Source organism: Caloramator sp. E03, assembly GCF_006016075.1.
In the GTDB taxonomy this organism is placed as follows: domain Bacteria; phylum Bacillota; class Clostridia; order Clostridiales; family Caloramatoraceae; genus Caloramator_B.
The window spans coordinates 1176415-1192808 of the sequence record NZ_CP040093.1; the positions used below are offsets into that span (position 1 = coordinate 1176415).

Annotated in this window: 14 protein-coding genes; 3 read left to right on the top strand and 11 right to left on the bottom strand. The window is 30.1% G+C overall.

What is annotated here, in order from left to right; translation table 11 throughout:
• Nucleotides 1–7: 7 nt before the first annotated feature.
• The 8 genes from FDN13_RS05920 to FDN13_RS05955 all read right to left on the bottom strand — a co-directional run bounded on the left by FDN13_RS05920 (nt 8) and on the right by FDN13_RS05955 (nt 8698).
• Complete coding sequence (locus tag FDN13_RS05920; RefSeq protein ID WP_138979354.1) at nt 8–571, bottom strand: DUF3780 domain-containing protein; 564 nt, start codon at nt 569–571, stop codon at nt 8–10.
• Entirely contained in the window at nt 571–3678 is a 3108-nt protein-coding gene (locus FDN13_RS05925; protein WP_138979355.1) for a DUF499 domain-containing protein, read from the bottom strand. Before FDN13_RS05925 ends, FDN13_RS05920 begins: the two co-directional genes overlap by 1 nt.
• A 128-nt stretch (nt 3679–3806) precedes the next feature.
• Nucleotides 3807–4322 carry a hypothetical protein gene (locus FDN13_RS05930; RefSeq protein WP_138979356.1) on the bottom strand — a complete coding sequence of 172 codons (516 nt, stop codon included), beginning with the start codon at nt 4320–4322 and terminating at the stop codon, nt 3807–3809.
• Nucleotides 4323–4582: 260 nt separating this feature from the next.
• Nucleotides 4583–5917 carry a DUF4179 domain-containing protein gene (locus tag FDN13_RS05935; protein ID WP_138979357.1) on the bottom strand — a complete coding sequence of 445 codons (1335 nt, stop codon included), beginning with the start codon at nt 5915–5917 and terminating at the stop codon, nt 4583–4585.
• Between the two features lie 3 nt (nt 5918–5920).
• Nucleotides 5921–6388, bottom strand: coding sequence for a sigma-70 family RNA polymerase sigma factor (locus FDN13_RS05940; protein WP_138979358.1), 468 nt, complete (start codon nt 6386–6388; stop codon nt 5921–5923).
• Between the two features lie 206 nt (nt 6389–6594).
• Complete coding sequence (locus FDN13_RS05945; protein ID WP_138979359.1) at nt 6595–6936, bottom strand: hypothetical protein; 342 nt, start codon at nt 6934–6936, stop codon at nt 6595–6597.
• Nucleotides 6914–7564 carry a vWA domain-containing protein gene (locus tag FDN13_RS05950; protein WP_138979360.1) on the bottom strand — a complete coding sequence of 217 codons (651 nt, stop codon included), beginning with the start codon at nt 7562–7564 and terminating at the stop codon, nt 6914–6916. Before FDN13_RS05950 ends, FDN13_RS05945 begins: the two co-directional genes overlap by 23 nt.
• Nucleotides 7565–7693: 129 nt before the next feature.
• Entirely contained in the window at nt 7694–8698 is a 1005-nt protein-coding gene (locus tag FDN13_RS05955) for an O-acetyl-ADP-ribose deacetylase (protein WP_138979361.1), read from the bottom strand.
• Between the two features lie 225 nt (nt 8699–8923).
• Here FDN13_RS05955 and FDN13_RS05960 point away from each other — a divergent pair, with 225 nt between their 5' ends.
• Entirely contained in the window at nt 8924–9505 is a 582-nt protein-coding gene (locus FDN13_RS05960; RefSeq protein ID WP_138979362.1) for a YdcF family protein, read from the top strand.
• A gap of 160 nt (nt 9506–9665) precedes the next feature.
• Here FDN13_RS05960 and FDN13_RS05965 read toward each other — a convergent pair whose 3' ends face one another.
• Nucleotides 9666–10451: a hypothetical protein gene (locus FDN13_RS05965; protein WP_138979363.1), complete on the bottom strand. Its 786-nt coding sequence runs from the start codon at nt 10449–10451 to the stop codon at nt 9666–9668.
• 1411 nt (nt 10452–11862) lie between these two features.
• Between FDN13_RS05965 and FDN13_RS05970 the strand changes: the two genes are divergently transcribed.
• On the top strand, nt 11863–12999 hold the full coding sequence (locus tag FDN13_RS05970; RefSeq protein WP_243120273.1) for an SLC13 family permease: 1137 nt from the start codon (nt 11863–11865) through the stop codon (nt 12997–12999).
• Nucleotides 13000–13445: 446 nt separating this feature from the next.
• Here the strand turns inward: FDN13_RS05970 and FDN13_RS05975 are convergent, their stop codons facing one another.
• Nucleotides 13446–14801 (bottom strand): sensor histidine kinase, encoded by a 1356-nt coding sequence (locus FDN13_RS05975; RefSeq protein ID WP_138979364.1) that lies wholly within the window; start codon nt 14799–14801, stop codon nt 13446–13448.
• Entirely contained in the window at nt 14798–15454 is a 657-nt protein-coding gene (locus tag FDN13_RS05980) for a response regulator transcription factor (RefSeq protein ID WP_138979365.1), read from the bottom strand. The genes FDN13_RS05975 and FDN13_RS05980 overlap by 4 nt, the downstream gene beginning before the upstream one ends.
• Before the next feature lie 153 nt (nt 15455–15607).
• Between FDN13_RS05980 and FDN13_RS05985 the strand changes: the two genes are divergently transcribed.
• Nucleotides 15608–16045 (top strand): DUF2680 domain-containing protein, encoded by a 438-nt coding sequence (locus tag FDN13_RS05985; RefSeq protein ID WP_138979366.1) that lies wholly within the window; start codon nt 15608–15610, stop codon nt 16043–16045.
• Nucleotides 16046–16394: the final 349 nt, after the last annotated feature.

Here is a 16394-nt window from a genome sequence, read left to right on the forward strand (position 1 = left end):
AACACCCCTATTTATCTATCTCCCTTTGTATAGCATAATCAAAGAAATTCATTTGCTTTTTAGATTCCTCAATGGGATTTTCTGTTAGTGCATATCTTATTGCCTTTCTCCAGCCCCTTTTGTCGTATATATTTCCTGTTGCGGCATTTGTCATGGTAAAGAGCCACCATCTTTCCTCTTTAGACAGCCCAAGCCAGTTCTTTATGGCAGCAGGTATTACACTTGGATCGCAATCCTCTATTGCCCAGGCAAGCAAAACAAGCTCCTTGCCAAACAGCCTGTGAACTGGTATTTGCCCAATCTGCCATTTTCCCACAGGGAGTTTATCTTTTTTAAGCCTTTCATTAAATTCAGTTTTAAGGCTCTCCTCTATCATCTTCCATTTATGCTTTGTAAGCTCCACCTTTGGCATATCCCTTTTTATATCTAAAACCTGAATTTCTTTATCGTATTGCCATGTAAACCTTTCATAAACTATAATCTTTTTATCGTTTCCCCTTGGAATTATAACAAGAAAATGATGCTCCGATTCTTTAGGGTTAAAGCCAAATCCTACTACGTCCTTTGCCATTACTGAATTATCTCCCTTTCTTCAAATTCGTTTAGTGTTTTCTTTTTATCTGCAATGTAATCTAAAAATCTCTGCCCTGTTTCAAATATAGCTTTATTATATTCAAATGTTATATTTACGCTGCCTTCTTTTATTAAAGAATTTCTTAAACCCTCTAATACTCCTTCAACTGACTCTGCACTGCATATTATACCTTTGCCCATTGATAAATCAATCCATCCATCCTTTGAGGATGTATCATTTTTAAATATTGCAAGCCTTACATCACAAAGTTGAACTCCATGTTTTTTTAACATTCCTATCTCTTCATAGGTTGATTTAGTATCTTGAAACATGTAAGTTTTTATGAGGGTTAATTTTTTTGTTTTATCTATTTCCCTTGAATTTACTGCACCTTTTTCTATTTTTATCTGAATTGGTTCAGAGTAAATACCTTTTCCCTCTGCAATAGCTATAACATAGACAGCATTATCTGGAATTTCAACCTCTCCTTCGTATATTCCTCCGTTTTCTTTAGGATTTGAACCATCGGTTGTAAATTTTATATCTACATTGGGTGAGCCTTTAAGCTCTAATACTTTCTTTCCGTTTTTGTCGTATATCCTGCCCTTTACTGTTATCTTATTATTCCAGAAAACTGCATCTCCAGTTTCATGTTCTCCAGTTGAATCTATACAAACAAAGGACAGCTTTAATTCCTTTGTTTTAAATTCGTTTGGATTATCAACTAAATTTGAAGCACTTGTGGCAGTGCCATCTATTTCATAGTAAATCTTATCCCCATACTGTGGGGTTAGCCTTAATACAGCCTCTCCTGTATCTTCATCATACCTTATCTGCTGTATCAATACATTCGTCTTTTCCTTAGGGAAAGGGCCTTTATCTATGTATCCGCCGCTTTGCCTCCATATATCCTTTCTTAACATATTTTGAAGAAGATTATCTAATGCACTGGGCTCATACCACTGCCATTCTGCGTTTGTGGCTGCCCTCTCTTTTATATCCTGCCATCTCATTTCTTTTTGCGTAAAAAGCCTTGCTTCACATTTTATTCTTAGTTTTTCATCATCTAAATCCGTTGTAAACTTTTGCCTCTGCATTAAAATTTCTTTTATCTGCTTTTCACCGCTGTATTCATTTCCTACAAACTGCATTAAAAAGTCTACCTTAAGCAACCCCATTTTTGAAGGATAATAAAGGCATTGGAAAGTTTCCCTTGCTGATTGCAAAAGCTCTAACTTGATTTTATCAAGTTTATCTAAAGCTTTTTGATATTGAGGATCGCTGTCTTTTACATTCTCATCCTTCATCCTTTTAATTATTGCATTTATTGCCTTATGCTCCTTTGCCTTTGTATATAGATTTTCCATAGTTCTTCTTTGCCCTGTTAAAAACATTATCCTGTTTTTAAATCTTTGATAATTATAAAAATCTTTAACTTCAGGGTTTAAATCATTAGCAAACTCATAAGGCTCAACTATTACAAGGGATACTTTGTCCTGCTCAAGCTCAATTTCATCTAATGCAGGAAATACATATAGCTTTTGGTAACAGTCTTGTAAACTTGGTTTAAATTTATCTTCAAGGAATAATCTAAGCTCCTTTTTTGCATTTTCATTGTCATAAGAATCTATAAGGGAATTCATTTCTGCTATTATATTTTTAGTGTTTTGGAAATATATTCTGCCGTCCCTGTCTGTATTAAGATACCATGCTTTCATTGCAAGTTCTTGAAGTGCTCTTTTTACCCTTGTTATATCTTTATCAGGCTCACAAAGATAACCTATTATTTCATGTTCTGAAAGTCCAAGGAGTGCATGGGGTACATCTGCAAGGGATGCTATTAATATTATTTTGCTTATATCCTGCATAGATGTTTCGTTAAAACTGCTGTCATAAATTTGTGCTACTGCTTTTCCGTTTGATGCTATATCATGGGATATTGCATTGGATAGGGAAGGCTTTATCTGTGTTATTGCTGTAAACATTTCATGGTCGTTAAGATTAAAATCATAAACATTAACTAAATATTTCTTTGAGGCTAATGGCTCATCTCCTTTATAAAGCTGATTTATTATTATTCTCATAAGCCTTATAAGACCTCTTGTCTGCTGGAAACCTGGGTTTTCTTTAAATCTTGCATATAAATCTTTTATTACTGGATGAAAAGGATATGAATCTTTAATTCCAATAAATATCTGGTCTGCTGATATGCTTGTATATCCCATCTGCCTTGCTTCATTTACTGCAGATTTATATGCATTTGCAATTTCATTTATTTCATCATTATTGGGAAGTTCTTTAAAAAGCCTTTTTCTTAAAATATGATATACTTCGTCTGATGACTGCTGAACTGGCTCTATGTTTAGTGCAAAACGGTTTATTTCTCCTTCAAGTTCTTTAAAGGATGACTGTAAAAGCTCACTTCCGCTTTCATAGCTTGCCCTAAGATCAGATATAACAAGGCACACATTTGAGAGCTCTTCCTTTGCTATGGCATTGAAGAGATTGGCAAGTGCTGTTGTTGTAATTACTGCAAGATTAGTATCCCCTACGACTCTTGATTTTGCATTTTCAAGATATGGAGGAAGTTCATCAAGAAGTATAAGCAGAGGCTCACCCTTTAAAAGGTTAACCCATGCTGATTGACCTGGTGCCTGAAGAGGAGAATAGTAGTCTTTGAAATATTCTTTTTTGCCAAGCTGCTCTGCAATTGAACCCCATATTCCAAAGGGGGCATCCGATTCTCGCCCTGTAAAGGCAACGACTTTTATCTCCCCAAGGGGACTATAATTGAATTTTTCACCAAGTATTTTATTCCTAAGCTTTGGATATTTAGCGAGAAGACCTAAAGCTATCATGTTGTGAGTTTTACCGCCGCCCATAGACTGGGTAAGTTTTATTATCCCTGTTTGTCCTTGTCTGTGAAATCTTTTAAAAGCTGTATCAAATAATATGCTCATGCCTTGAGTTATAAAGTTTTCCTCAAAAAATTCCTCAGGATTTATCCTGTTTTTTATTAAATTTGTTAAATCTATTACATCATCTCTTTTAGTTTCATCAAAAACGCTGTCCCGCGGCCTGCAAAGTTCAAATAAAGTTTTCATCTCCCCACACCCTTTCCTTTATTATCATAATTTATTATATACCAATGCGACATTATATACAATTATTATCAATAAAATGAAAAATATAGAAAAAATGTAGGGAAAGTTGTTTTTTAATAAGAATCACTTTATAAGTATTCTGATATCATATCATAAAAATAATCAAATATATCATAAAATTTGTTAAAGGTACTTTGTAAATTATCATAATCTACATAATTATTTTTAGAAAAATATAATTTACCCTTGTTATTCATAAGATATCTGAATACATCACCATTTGCATCTATGCTATCAATTTCATTTATAAATTCATCTATTTCATTTATATCAATATCTTCTGTTGAAAACTTTATTATTTTTGTCTTATAGCCTTGAATTTGTTTTATAAAATCTTCACTTTTTGTAATATTAAGAATTTCTTTTACTTTCTCCCATAAACTATTTAATTCATGCCCACTTTTGCTTTTTATTTTTTCAGGTAGCTGCCCATAGAATCTTAAATATATGCTTTTTAGGCTAATTTCAATACTATGCCTATATAAAAATAGTATTGGGAAAATATATGTGTCTAATATTTTTAAATCTGCATTGGAATTTTTAACAATATCAAGAATTGGGGGACGGTTACTTATTTTGCACAATTCTCATCTTAAAAATTTATATTTGAAATTCGGATTAACTATGCTACATGCTACCCCTTAAAATATTTTAATTTAATATAAAATAATAAGTAACAATTCATCATCCTTGGTGCCTGGCTCCGGAGATGAAGAAGAGGGCAAAAAAGTACGGCCAAGAACTATTTTATGAATAATTCTTAACCGTACTTTTTCCAATAAAAATTTTTAATAAGCCTTATAAAAATTTAATTAAGATTCATATCCCACAAATTAACTAATAATTATTTTATATCAATGCTCACTTCCTGCATTATTCCCTTACATGCTCTTTCTATTTTAATCTTTAATAGTTTCGTTTTAGGATAAAGATTTGTTATAACAATGTTTTGACTCCCTTTATCATTATCTCTTTCAAATCCATAAGAAGCCACATTACATTTTCTCCCTTGCTCATCATAAACATCACCAAAATCAATTCCTCCAACATAATTATATTTTATCGCATTTTTATTAATTTCTTCATCAGTAATTTCAAATCCTAAGTTGAGCTCATTATTTCCCTTATTTATATATTTTAGTCCTATTCCATAGCCAGCACTATCTATAAGTTTATTATTTTCAATATCAACAGTAATATAATCATCCCTGTTAGGGATAAAATATATCCCATCAAAGCATAGCCTTAGGTGATTTGAATTTGAAAAAAACGGGCTCTCAAATATATATTTGTTTTCACATTCGTTTTTTTCAGATATAGTTGAAAGATAGTTTTTATAAACAGTACCTTTTTCATCTATAATATGAGCATTTACCAATCTAAAAGACTTATATTTATCACTGTTAAAGGAAACATTAATCTCGCATGTTGCAGGGGAAATCTTAACTTCTCCAATTTTTACTTTAATATCACCAATTAATAATTCCTTATTAATTGAGTAGTTATCTGTTTGCCTTCCTGAATAATCGGGGATTTTAATCTCAACCTTCCAGCTCCCTTCAATACTTGTATAATTATCCTCATCATTATGTTTTATGTCTATCATATCAGAACTTAAATATATAATTGGAGGGATTTGTTTATTTTCTATAAAATGAACATCGATGCTGCCTTTAAATAAATTATGATTATCATTTGGAGTTAACATGCCATAACTCAATGTACATCCTTCTATTCCTTTTCCCTTTTCATCTGCTAATTCTATTCTTCTCATATATATATCATTATATGGTTCTTGTGTTTCAATGGAATAAAGTATAACAAGCCTCTTATCATCAAATATAATATTGTCTACGGTAACTTTTATCCCCTTATCCTCTGCTGATTTATCAATGGTATTTATATAACCTTCTTTTACTGCATTTTCAAGGCCTTTATCAAAGCTTACAAGCTGTACAATATTTTTTATTATAGGTATTCTCATCATAGACTGGGCAAAAACTGAAGAAGTGTTTACCGCCAAAGTGAACACTGCCAAAACTACTGCTATGGATGTGCTTAAATTCCTTATAAAATTTATTCTTCTTCTTTTTTTTGCTCTTTTTAAGGATTTCTCAATAGTATCATCTAATTTATCAGGAATTTTAATATTTTCAATTTCCATTTTAAAATTATCCACAACCTATTCCTCCCTCAATTGAATTCTTAAAAACTCTAAGGCTTTATGAAGGTTATTTTTAACCGTGCTGTCTGATATGTTTAATATTTCTGATATCTCTTTTATTGTAAAATCATAAAAATATTTCAATATAATTATGCTCTTTTGAATACCACTTAATAAATTTATTCCATTGTATAAGTCCACATATTCTTTTTCTTCTATATTAACGTCAACTTCATCTATATTGCCGCATATTTTCTTTTTATCTCTTAAATAATCTATGGCACAGTTAATCAGTATTTTTGTTATCCATGTTTTAAAGTGCTCACTTTTCCTCAACTTTTTATAGGATAAATAAGCTTTAAAGACTGTTTCATCTATTATTTCAAGTGCACTATTCTCATCTTTTACATATAAAAATGCCATTTTATAAAGATACTGCTTATAATCAGTTATTTTTTCTATAAACTCCCTTTCACTTATAGACAAATCCTGCACCTCCAAGCTAACTTTTCCATTTCATATATTAGACGCTATAATTTCAATTTTGTTTTTTGAAATGTAAAATTTAGGTGAAATTTGAGGGACAAGTTTGAGGGACGGTTACTTATTATATTAACTATCTACAAAATTTTGGGGAAAAATCCGGGGCTATAGGATTGGGGGACAGTTACTTATTTTGCCTAATTCTCATCTTAAAAATTTATGTTTGAAATTTCAATTAATTCTGCTATATGATACCCCTTAAAATATTTTAGTTTAATATAAGATAATAAGTAACCGTCCCTAGGTTTGTCCATGATTAAGTTTTCTCTATTCTTTGATTCTTTGTATATGATACACTTTTTTGAGCATGCAAGTATCCTACAAATATCCAATAGTATATCTATAATAAGTAACCGTCCCTGGGTTGTCCAATAATGTATTTTTAATAAGTAACTGTCCCCAGGATTGTCCACGATTTTATTTATAAAAAGCCTCCTTCCTTTTTCATAGGAAAGAGGCTTTAACATATTATGTCCTTTTTCGTTTTTCATAGTCCTCATCAATGCGTTTCTTCCAGTCTTTAGATATTTTGTGGTTTGTACGAAGACAGCTTATTGTCTCGCTTATTACTTCATAATTAAGAAGAGTCCCTTTACTGTCGGCATTATAATTTGCTGCTTTATCCCTGCTTATTCCAAAACGCTCTGCCACCGAAATTGCATCTATGTTAGCACCAAGAAATATAAATTCCCATCCATACTTGCTTTTTTCATGTTCTATCATCTTCCTCACTTTTTCATAGCTAAATTCAATGCTTGCATTTTCCATACCATCTGTAATTATAACAAACATTACATGCTCTGCTCTCTCTTCTTCTTTTAAATTTTTCTGCTCACTAACTATTTTATTTATAGTTTTTCCTATTGCATCTAAAAGTGCAGTAGTACCTCGAACATAATACTCTTTTTCTGTAAGGGGCATAATATTTTTAATATCAATACGTTCATGCAAAAGTTCATATTTATCATCAAAAAGTACAGTTGTGACTAAAGCCTGCCCCTCCTCTTTTTTTTGTTTTTCAAGCATTGAATTAAATCCTCCGATAGTATCGCTTTCAAGCCCGCTCATGGATCCGCTTCTATCAAGAATAAATATAAGCTCAGTTAAACCCTTTTTCATAGTGCTCTCCTCCAATACTTTATTTTAATTAAAGGATAGCACTATATATTGTTCGATATGTCGTCTTATAAGCGACATTTTTAATAAAATAGTCCCCCAAAAGCTTATTCTAAAAGTAAAGTTTTTATTTTATACTCCAAGGAGATTTTGCTCAAAGGCAAACAGTGCTTCATTTATCTCAAAAATATTATAATTTCCTTCTTTTATAAAATACTCAATAATTATATCGAATTTGTTGCTGTGAGATAGTGCATAACCTGCCTTAGATAGTAAATCCTTTGTCTCGTCAAGGTTTAACTTAAGTGCTATTGCAAGGGCTATAGCAGTTGACTTGCTTGGTTTATAATTTATATCGCTTCGGATTTTTGAAAAAAGTCTTCTATCAATGTTTGCTCTTTTGTAAACCTGTGAATCTGTAAGTCCCTTTTCATCAATAAGTCTTAAAAGCATCTGTGTAAAAGTCTCATCAAGCTCATTTACTACATCCTCAAGGCACCTTTTCTTTACAACCTGTTCAGCTTCTTCCATAAAGAAATTCATAGATTCTTTGTAAATTTCTCTTATCTGCCTTTCTTCAATATTTCTATATCTTTTCTCTGTATGCTCTTTTACATATCTATCGTCTATGTATTGCTTTATCGATGAAAATAGCTTTTCTGAAATTTTAAATGCTTCCTTATTATAAACCACTAAATAAACTTTCATGTCATTGTTTAAAAGAAAATCCCCTATTACAGATATTGCAACTTTTAATCCTTTATCTACTGGATAACCATAGGCACCTGTTGAAATAAGAGGAAAGGCTATGCTTTCAAGATTATACTCTTTAGCTATCCTAAGTGAATTTTTGTAGCAGTCTGATAAAAGCTTTTCCTCATTATTATTTCCTCCTCTCCATATCGGCCCTACAGTGTGAATTACATATTTTGCAGGGAGATTGTACCCTTTTGTAATTTTAGCCTGTCCTACTTCACACCCATTTAAAGTACGGCACTCTTCAAGAAGCTGTGGCCCTGCAGCTTTGTGTATTGCCCCATCCACTCCTCCTCCACCAAGCAGGGATGGATTTGCTGCATTTACAATTGCATCAGCATGAACCTTTGTTATATCATCTCGTATAATTTCAAGGGGCATAATATCAACCTCCGTAAAATATACTAAATAAAATGTAATTTATATTAATTATAAACTGTAGCATTAATTTTTGCATAATTTTTAATCAATTCTTTTTATTGTAATTTTATTATATTTAATAATTCGATACAATATTAAGGTAAAACATATTTATATCTGCCATTGAATTTCAAATATTTTTTATTTATTATGAATTAAAGATTAAATAGTCATGAGGTGATCGTAATGAATATTTTTAAAAAAATATTCAATTGGGGTATAATTTTAATTTTATCCATTTATTTTGTACTTTTATCCATGGTAGCATCCTTTGGATATTTCATAAAACCAGCAAAATCAGATTGTATAATAGTTTTAGGATGTATGGTTTATGGGCAAGAGCCAAGCCCCTTTTTAAAAGAAAGGCTTAACGAAGCTATAAGATTATATAATTTAGGATACGCTGATTATATTATTGTTTCAGGCGGTAAAGGAAAAGGAGAGGATATTTCAGAAGCTTTAGCAATGGAAAAATATCTAATTAAAAAAGGAGTAAAAAAAGAAAAGATAATTAAAGAAGAGCTATCAAAAAATACATACGAAAACCTTAATAATTCAAAAAAAATTATGGATAAAATGAATTTAAAAACTGCTGTTGTTGTTTCAAATAAATTTCATCTGCTTAGAGCAAAAATTGTAACTAAAAAATTAAATATTAATTCAACCTATTCAGGTATTTTTGTTAAAAGATATATATATCACGAAGTGTATGGATTTTTAAGAGAACCCTTTGGATTGGTAAAATATTATTTTCATTATGCATTTTAGGTTTAGTGGGTTCTAGGGATGGTTAGTGTGAAAAAGTTTTCTCCATTCTCCGGTGCCAGGCACCATATTTATGCACCTGATTTTACGGCATGAATTATCAAAAGCACAACAGCTTTAAAATACTTTATTATATAATAAATAAAACACTATATAAATAATTTTAAGATATTAAAATCCCAATTAAAAAAGTAACTAAATTAGACAAAACAGTATATAAAGCCAAAACTTTCTTGTTTAAATGCTTAGTATATACTCTATAAAGAAAATATTCAATAAATACAATCATAATCTCCTCTATATAAAATACAATATAGGATGCCTTAAAGGAATAAAGTTTAAATGTTGCAAGAATAGATGTTTGAAGAAGCAGCTGAGTAAAAATATTGACATAAACAATGACTTTTTTAGGCTTTAATTTAAAAGGAATAGATATTAAAAGTTCTACAATTATAGTAAAGATTATAAGCAAAATGAAAAATTTAATATCATAAACCTTAAAGGGAGATGATATTTTTATAACCTTTCCTGTACTCATATCAAATATTACTTCTGCCTTAAACTGATGAGGGGCAATTTCATTGCTTACAATAATATCCCCCTTTTCATTTTCAGCAATTATTTTAAAGGTTTCGGGCACACCATGATACGTAAAATAATGAACCATCATGTTCTTTTTCTTATCATACTTACCATGCAAATCACCAAATAAAAGCCAATTTCTTATATGAGCCGCAATCCACCCATCTTTATTATATTTATAAAGATTAAGATTTTTTAATTCAGCACTGTATTTTCTGTCATTAAAATCATCAAATTTAATAAAGTAGGTTTTTTCATTTACTAAAAGGTCAAGATAATATGATTGTGAGTTGAAATTTTTTACATATACAGTTATAGAAGGTTTAGGTCCTATATCCGCCTTTGCACCCTTTGAGAAAATAATCATAAACAAAAACACTATAAAAAATATCTTTTTAAAATTAAATCTTACCCCATCTATTCTCCTCCCAAATTTTGATTTAAAATCGTTCTATATAATAACATATAAACTTATACCATTTTAAATCATAAAAAAAGAGCTGTCCCTTATTGTTTTTTCAAGAAACTCTTGTCCTGCGTCTATGTGGATTGCCTGTCCACTCTTCCACCATCAAAAATGAGGTGTTTGCTGCATTTACAATTGCATCAGTATGAGGCTTTAGTTATATCATCACGTGTAATTTCAAGTGGCATATATCACCTTCACAAAATATACAGAGTTAAAATTATCTGTATAATCTTTCTAATTGTAATTTTATTACAACAAATTATTTTATACAATATATGATTAATTTAGGACTCTAACTTATAATTTGAAGTAGGTAATTTTTAAATAATTTAAAAGTATAAAAAATACTGCCCTTTGGTAGTTCAGATTGTCTACAAATCTTTTTTGTGATAGGAACTTTGCATAAACCCCGTGAATGGATTTTAAAAAGGCATATCTCATGAGGTTTTTAACTCTTACTTTTTAACTTTTCAAAATTCTATAATTCTCCACAGGAACGTACAAAGCCTAGTTACCGTCACGAATATCGGCTCACAAGAGTAGGTCTCTTTAAAAAAATAAAAGCTTATAATTGCTTGGGAAAATGAGCTGATAGCAGGGAAACCCTTTACGGGGCTTAACAAAAATAAACTTTTACATCAGCCTTAAACGTCACATTTATAACGTTTTTTATCTTTTTACCATATCGTTAGCCATTCAAAAATAAGTACATACAATAAGACTACAGCTAATGGATATACATTATTTATTTGATAGTATTTAACATATATTTTTCACTATTTTCAAATATTGCTTATATAAGTAACGCAAAAATGTTTTTAATAAAGTCTTTTATTAACTTAAACAAAAATAAACTTAAGCTTAAATTAAAGCAGTTTTTAAATTTCTTTTCTTAATGTAAAAATCAAAAATAATTCAAATTGATAAGTTTCAATTCTTTAAAAATATGGATAATTGTTGGACGTTTCAAATTTATATATAAGAATATCTATAATAAGTAACATGTCATGACTAAAAGTAGCCACAACGACGGAATGAAAAAGTTTTAGGCTTGTCAAAGGCAACAGCAGGGACGGTTAATTATTATATTAAATAATAGATAAAATATTTTATGCATGTCCCCCTAATTTTGCAGATATTGTGTATAAAATAAGTAACCGTCCCTTGGCTTGAACTTTTTTCCTTTTTTGTAAATGGACATTTTCACACTAACCGTCCCCCTTTGCCCCTTTGCATTAAACGATACTACTTTTCGGTATAATTTTATGTTATAATTACTGATGCATTTTTGTTTATAAGGAGGAAAACAGTGTACCAAACAGAATATGTAATAAGATTTAATAAAATTAATTTTATAATCGACTTTATAAAAAAAGATATTGTATTCACTATATCTTTAACTCTTGCATTATTAAGCTGCTTTATATCCTTCCCTAAGGTAGAATACATTGATTTTAAGGTTTTATCCTCTCTTTTTAGCCTTATGGTGGTTGTGAAAGCCTTTGAAAATTTAAACTTACTGGACTATATTGCAGCTTATATTTTAAATAAATGCACAAGTGTGCGAAGAGTTTCTTTAGTACTAATAATGCTTAGCTTTTTTATGTCCATGTTTGTTACAAATGATATTGCACTTATTACTTTAGGTCCACTATCACTAATAATAAACGAAAAATCAAATATAGACTTAATGCTTACAATAATTCTTCAAACGATAGCAGCAAACATAGGAAGCAGCCTAACTCCAATAGGAAACCCTCAAAATCTTTATATATTTTCATACTATAATATAACAGCAAAGGAATTTTTCATAACAATACTACTTATTGCTTTATCAGGGCTTTCATTGCTTTTTATCTTAAATATTAAAAATACTAATAAAAAAATAGACATTTCTCTTAAAGATACAAAAATTAATAATAATATTTTAGCAGTATTGTGGATATTTTTATTCATAATTGTAGTACTGTCTGTTTTTGGAATTATAGATTATAAGATAACATTTTTGTTAATATTTTTTACAGCTTTAATTTTAAATTCTAAACTTCTTTTATTAGTAGACTATCCCCTGCTAATAACATTTGTATGCTTTTTTATATTTATAGGTAATGTTTCTAATATATCATTAATAAGCAATTACATGAAAAATCATTTAAACAGCAGTACATCTACCTACTTTACTTCAATAGTTTTAAGCCAGTTTATAAGCAATGTTCCAGCTTGCATTTTCTTATCTAAATTTACAGATTACTATAAGCAGCTACTCCTTGGTGTCAACATAGGCGGATTAGGAACTATAATAGCATCATTAGCAAGCATTATATCTTATAAATTTTATTTAGGAGAGTATCCTCAAAAAAGCAGGAATTATATCATAAAATTTACATTATATAATTTTTTATCCTTAATACTTTTGACAATAATAGGAGCTATTTTTCTTATATAAAAAAATCAAACTGTTATAAGGGACGGTTAGTGTGAAAATGTCCATTTACAAAAAAGGAAAAAAGTTCAAGCCAGGGGACGGTTACTTATTTCATACGCAATATCTGCAAAATCAGGGGGACATGTATAAAATATTATGTCTATTATTTAATATAATAAGTAACCGTCCCTTCTGTTACCTTCTGTTACCTTTGGAAAACCACAAACTTTTTAATGCCATCGTTGTGGCTATTCATTAGTCATGACCTGTTACTTATTATGTATAGTTTAACATCAAATCCAAGATAGAGTGATGTGGTTACTTAATGCAAAAACCGGTTTTTCATTTTTATAGCTAAGATATTAAATAAGACATTATAAAGCCTCAGGATAATCCCTGAGGCTTTATTTGATGTTTTACTACTATAAAAACTTCTCCATTCTCCGGTGCCTGGCACCAAACTGCTGTTAACTGCGTGGCAATTTTATCTCAAAAGTACTCCCTTCTCCTACTTTGCTTATAACTTTTATCTCTCCACCATGGAGTTTTATTATTTCTTTAGCAATAGAAAGCCCAAGCCCACCTGTCCCTTTTTCCTTTGCTCTGTAAAATCTTTCAAATATATAAGGTAGATGTTTTTCTTCTATTCCTTCTCCATCATCTTTTATAGTTATATAAGCTCCATTTTGGCTTTTTAAACTTATCTCTATTAAGCCGTCATCCTTTGTATGCTTTATAGAGTTTGATATGATGTTTAATATAGCTCTTTCAAGGTATTCCATATCCCCTTTTATAAAAACATCTTCTCCTGATAGATTTATTACCCTATTTCCCTTTATTATCTTAACTTTATCAACAATATCTTTTAACAAATCATAAAGATTAAAAGTTTTAAAGTTTAATTTTATGTTTTTAGATTCAATTTTAGAAAGCTCTAAATTTTCGTTAACGAGCCTGTTTAGTTTTTCAACCTCTTCTATTATATCCTCTATATACTGCCTTTTTTCATCTATAGGCACAATATCATCATATAATGCCTCTGCATACCCCTTTATAATTCCAAGAGGGGTTCTAAATTCATGGGTTACATTTGCAATAAAATCCCGCCTTAATTTTTCTGTTTTTGATAAATTCTCTGCCATAACATTTATTGTATTTGAAAGTTCCTCTATCTCATCGTCAGTATCTATATTTAACCTTATATCATATTCCCCCTCTGATATTTTTTTAGCTGCGTTTTTTATATCTAAAATAGGTTTAGAAAATTTATTGCTTAAAATATAAGCCCCTAAAAAAGAGATAAGTATTGCAATAAATAAAAGATAAGTAAATTGTCTAGATATATTTTCAACGGTACTTTTTATTTCAACCGTTGGAATATGAATAAATATAGCTGCTACAGTGCTATTTACCTTAGCAGGATAGCCAAGAGATATTATTTTGCTTTGCTTTAGCATTGCCTCATCGGTTCTATAAATTATCTGTCCTTTTAATACTAAATGCAAATTGCTTTTCTCTATATTCATTATCTTCCCGGTCATGCCCATTATATGAGAATAATCCTTATAAATTATATTTCCTCTATCGTCATAAATAGATATTCTTGCGTTTAATGTGTTTGAAATACGATTTAGTTCTATACTAAGCTGATTAGGATTTACAATGTTTTTTTCAATTATTTGTGCATAAGAAATAAGCTTATCCTTTTCTGTATTAGAATAATATCTGTTTAATATGCTGCTTTGAAGAAGAATATTAAATAGAAGAAGCAGTATCATAAGAAGACTAATATATATAAATAATTTAAGTCTTATTCCCTTCATTTTTTCACCTCAAATTTGTATCCAAAACCTCTTACAGTTTGAATATAATCTCTATAAACCCCAAGTTTTTCCCTTATATTTTTTATATGGGTATCAACCGTTCTAAGATCTCCAAAATATTCATATCCCCAAACAGCATCAAGTATCTGTTCCCTTGAAATAGCCGCATTTTTATGCTCATAAAGATATAAAAGAAGATCATACTCTTTTAAAGTTAAATCAATAGCCTTCCCATTAATCTTAATTTCCCTTGCTGCTTTATCTATAAAAAATCCATCCTCCTCATTGCTTTTTTTAACCCTTTTTAAAATAGCACGGGTTCTTGCAACTATTTCCCTCGGACTTGCAGGCTTTACAACATAGTCATCAACTCCAAGTTCAAATCCAAATATTTTATCTTCCTCTTCTCCCCTTGCGGTAAGCATTATAACAGGAACATCGCTTTTTTTTCTTATATTCCTTAAAACGCTCCATCCATCATATTTGGGAAGCATAACATCAAGTATTATTAGTGAATGTATTAGGGATGAAAACACATTTAAAGCTTCTTCACCATCCCTTGCTTCATCAACAATATATCCCTCATTTTCAAGGTATAATTTTAAAACACGTCTTAATTTATCTTCATCTTCAACAATAAGAATTTTGCTCATAAAACCACCGCCTTGTATTTTTATCTATATATTAAAATAAAATTTTTAAAAAATAAATGAGCTTCACGAAATCTACACAAAAATCCCATAAAATAATCACATAATGAAATTATAATCAAAATATAAAATAAAAATATTCAGGAGGTTGATTTTATGAATATGAAAAAAATTGCATTAGGTCTTTTGGTGGTAGGTATAATTTCTACTACAACTGCTTTTGCTTATGCTGCAACAAGCCCAGCTGATATTGTATCAAAACTTACTGGAAAGACAACACAAGAGTTATATGAAGAAAGATCACAGGGCAAAACTTATGGAACCATTGCAAAGGAATCAGGAAAGCTTGAGGAGTTTAAAGCAGAAATGCTCAAAAGCAAAAAAGAAATATTAGATGAAAGGGTAAAAGAAGGTAGCTTAACTCAAGAGAAGGCCGATGAAATATTAAACGCAATAAAAAATAATATGGCAAATTGTGATGGAACAGGTTCACAAAGAATAGGACAAAAATACGGTGTTGGATTCGGAGGTGGACAAGGTAAAGGGCTTGGCAGAGGGACTTGTAATGGATTAGGAAGAGGATACAATAGGTAAAAGTATTTAGGCATGGAATAGAGTGACGGTTAGTGTGAAACAAATATCCGTAAAAATTTAACATTGATATTTTCAAGCCAGGGGACGGTTACTTATTTCATACACAATATCTGCAAAATTAAGGGACATCCATAAAATATTATGTTTATTTAATATAATAAGTAACCGTCCATCCTGTTACTGTCATCTTTGACAAACCACAAACTTTTTCATGCCGTCGTTGTGGCTATTGATTAGTCATGACCTGTTACTTATTATATATAGTTTAATATTAATTTCAATACGGAGAATGGTGGTTACTAAAAGTAAGAACGATTACTTATTTTTTATAGTTGAGAAATGAACAAAT

What these genes read in the sequence shown, in the direction of transcription:
- FDN13_RS05920 (WP_138979354.1), bottom strand. Translation starts at nt 571, where the DNA reads ATGGCAAAGGACGTAGTAGGATTTGGCTTTAACCCTAAAGAATCGGAG.
- FDN13_RS05925 (WP_138979355.1), bottom strand. Translation starts at nt 3,678, where the DNA reads ATGAAAACTTTATTTGAACTTTGCAGGCCGCGGGACAGCGTTTTTGAT.
- FDN13_RS05945 (WP_138979359.1), bottom strand. Translation starts at nt 6,936, where the DNA reads ATGAAAAACGAAAAAGGACATAATATGTTAAAGCCTCTTTCCTATGAA.
- FDN13_RS05950 (WP_138979360.1), bottom strand. Translation starts at nt 7,564, where the DNA reads ATGAAAAAGGGTTTAACTGAGCTTATATTTATTCTTGATAGAAGCGGA.
- FDN13_RS05955 (WP_138979361.1), bottom strand. Translation starts at nt 8,698, where the DNA reads ATGCCCCTTGAAATTATACGAGATGATATAACAAAGGTTCATGCTGAT.
- FDN13_RS05960 (WP_138979362.1), top strand. Translation starts at nt 8,924, where the DNA reads ATGAATATTTTTAAAAAAATATTCAATTGGGGTATAATTTTAATTTTA.
- FDN13_RS05965 (WP_138979363.1), bottom strand. Translation starts at nt 10,451, where the DNA reads ATGATTATTTTCTCAAAGGGTGCAAAGGCGGATATAGGACCTAAACCT.
- FDN13_RS05975 (WP_138979364.1), bottom strand. Translation starts at nt 14,801, where the DNA reads ATGAAGGGAATAAGACTTAAATTATTTATATATATTAGTCTTCTTATG.
- FDN13_RS05980 (WP_138979365.1), bottom strand. Translation starts at nt 15,454, where the DNA reads ATGAGCAAAATTCTTATTGTTGAAGATGAAGATAAATTAAGACGTGTT.
- FDN13_RS05985 (WP_138979366.1), top strand. Translation starts at nt 15,608, where the DNA reads ATGAATATGAAAAAAATTGCATTAGGTCTTTTGGTGGTAGGTATAATT.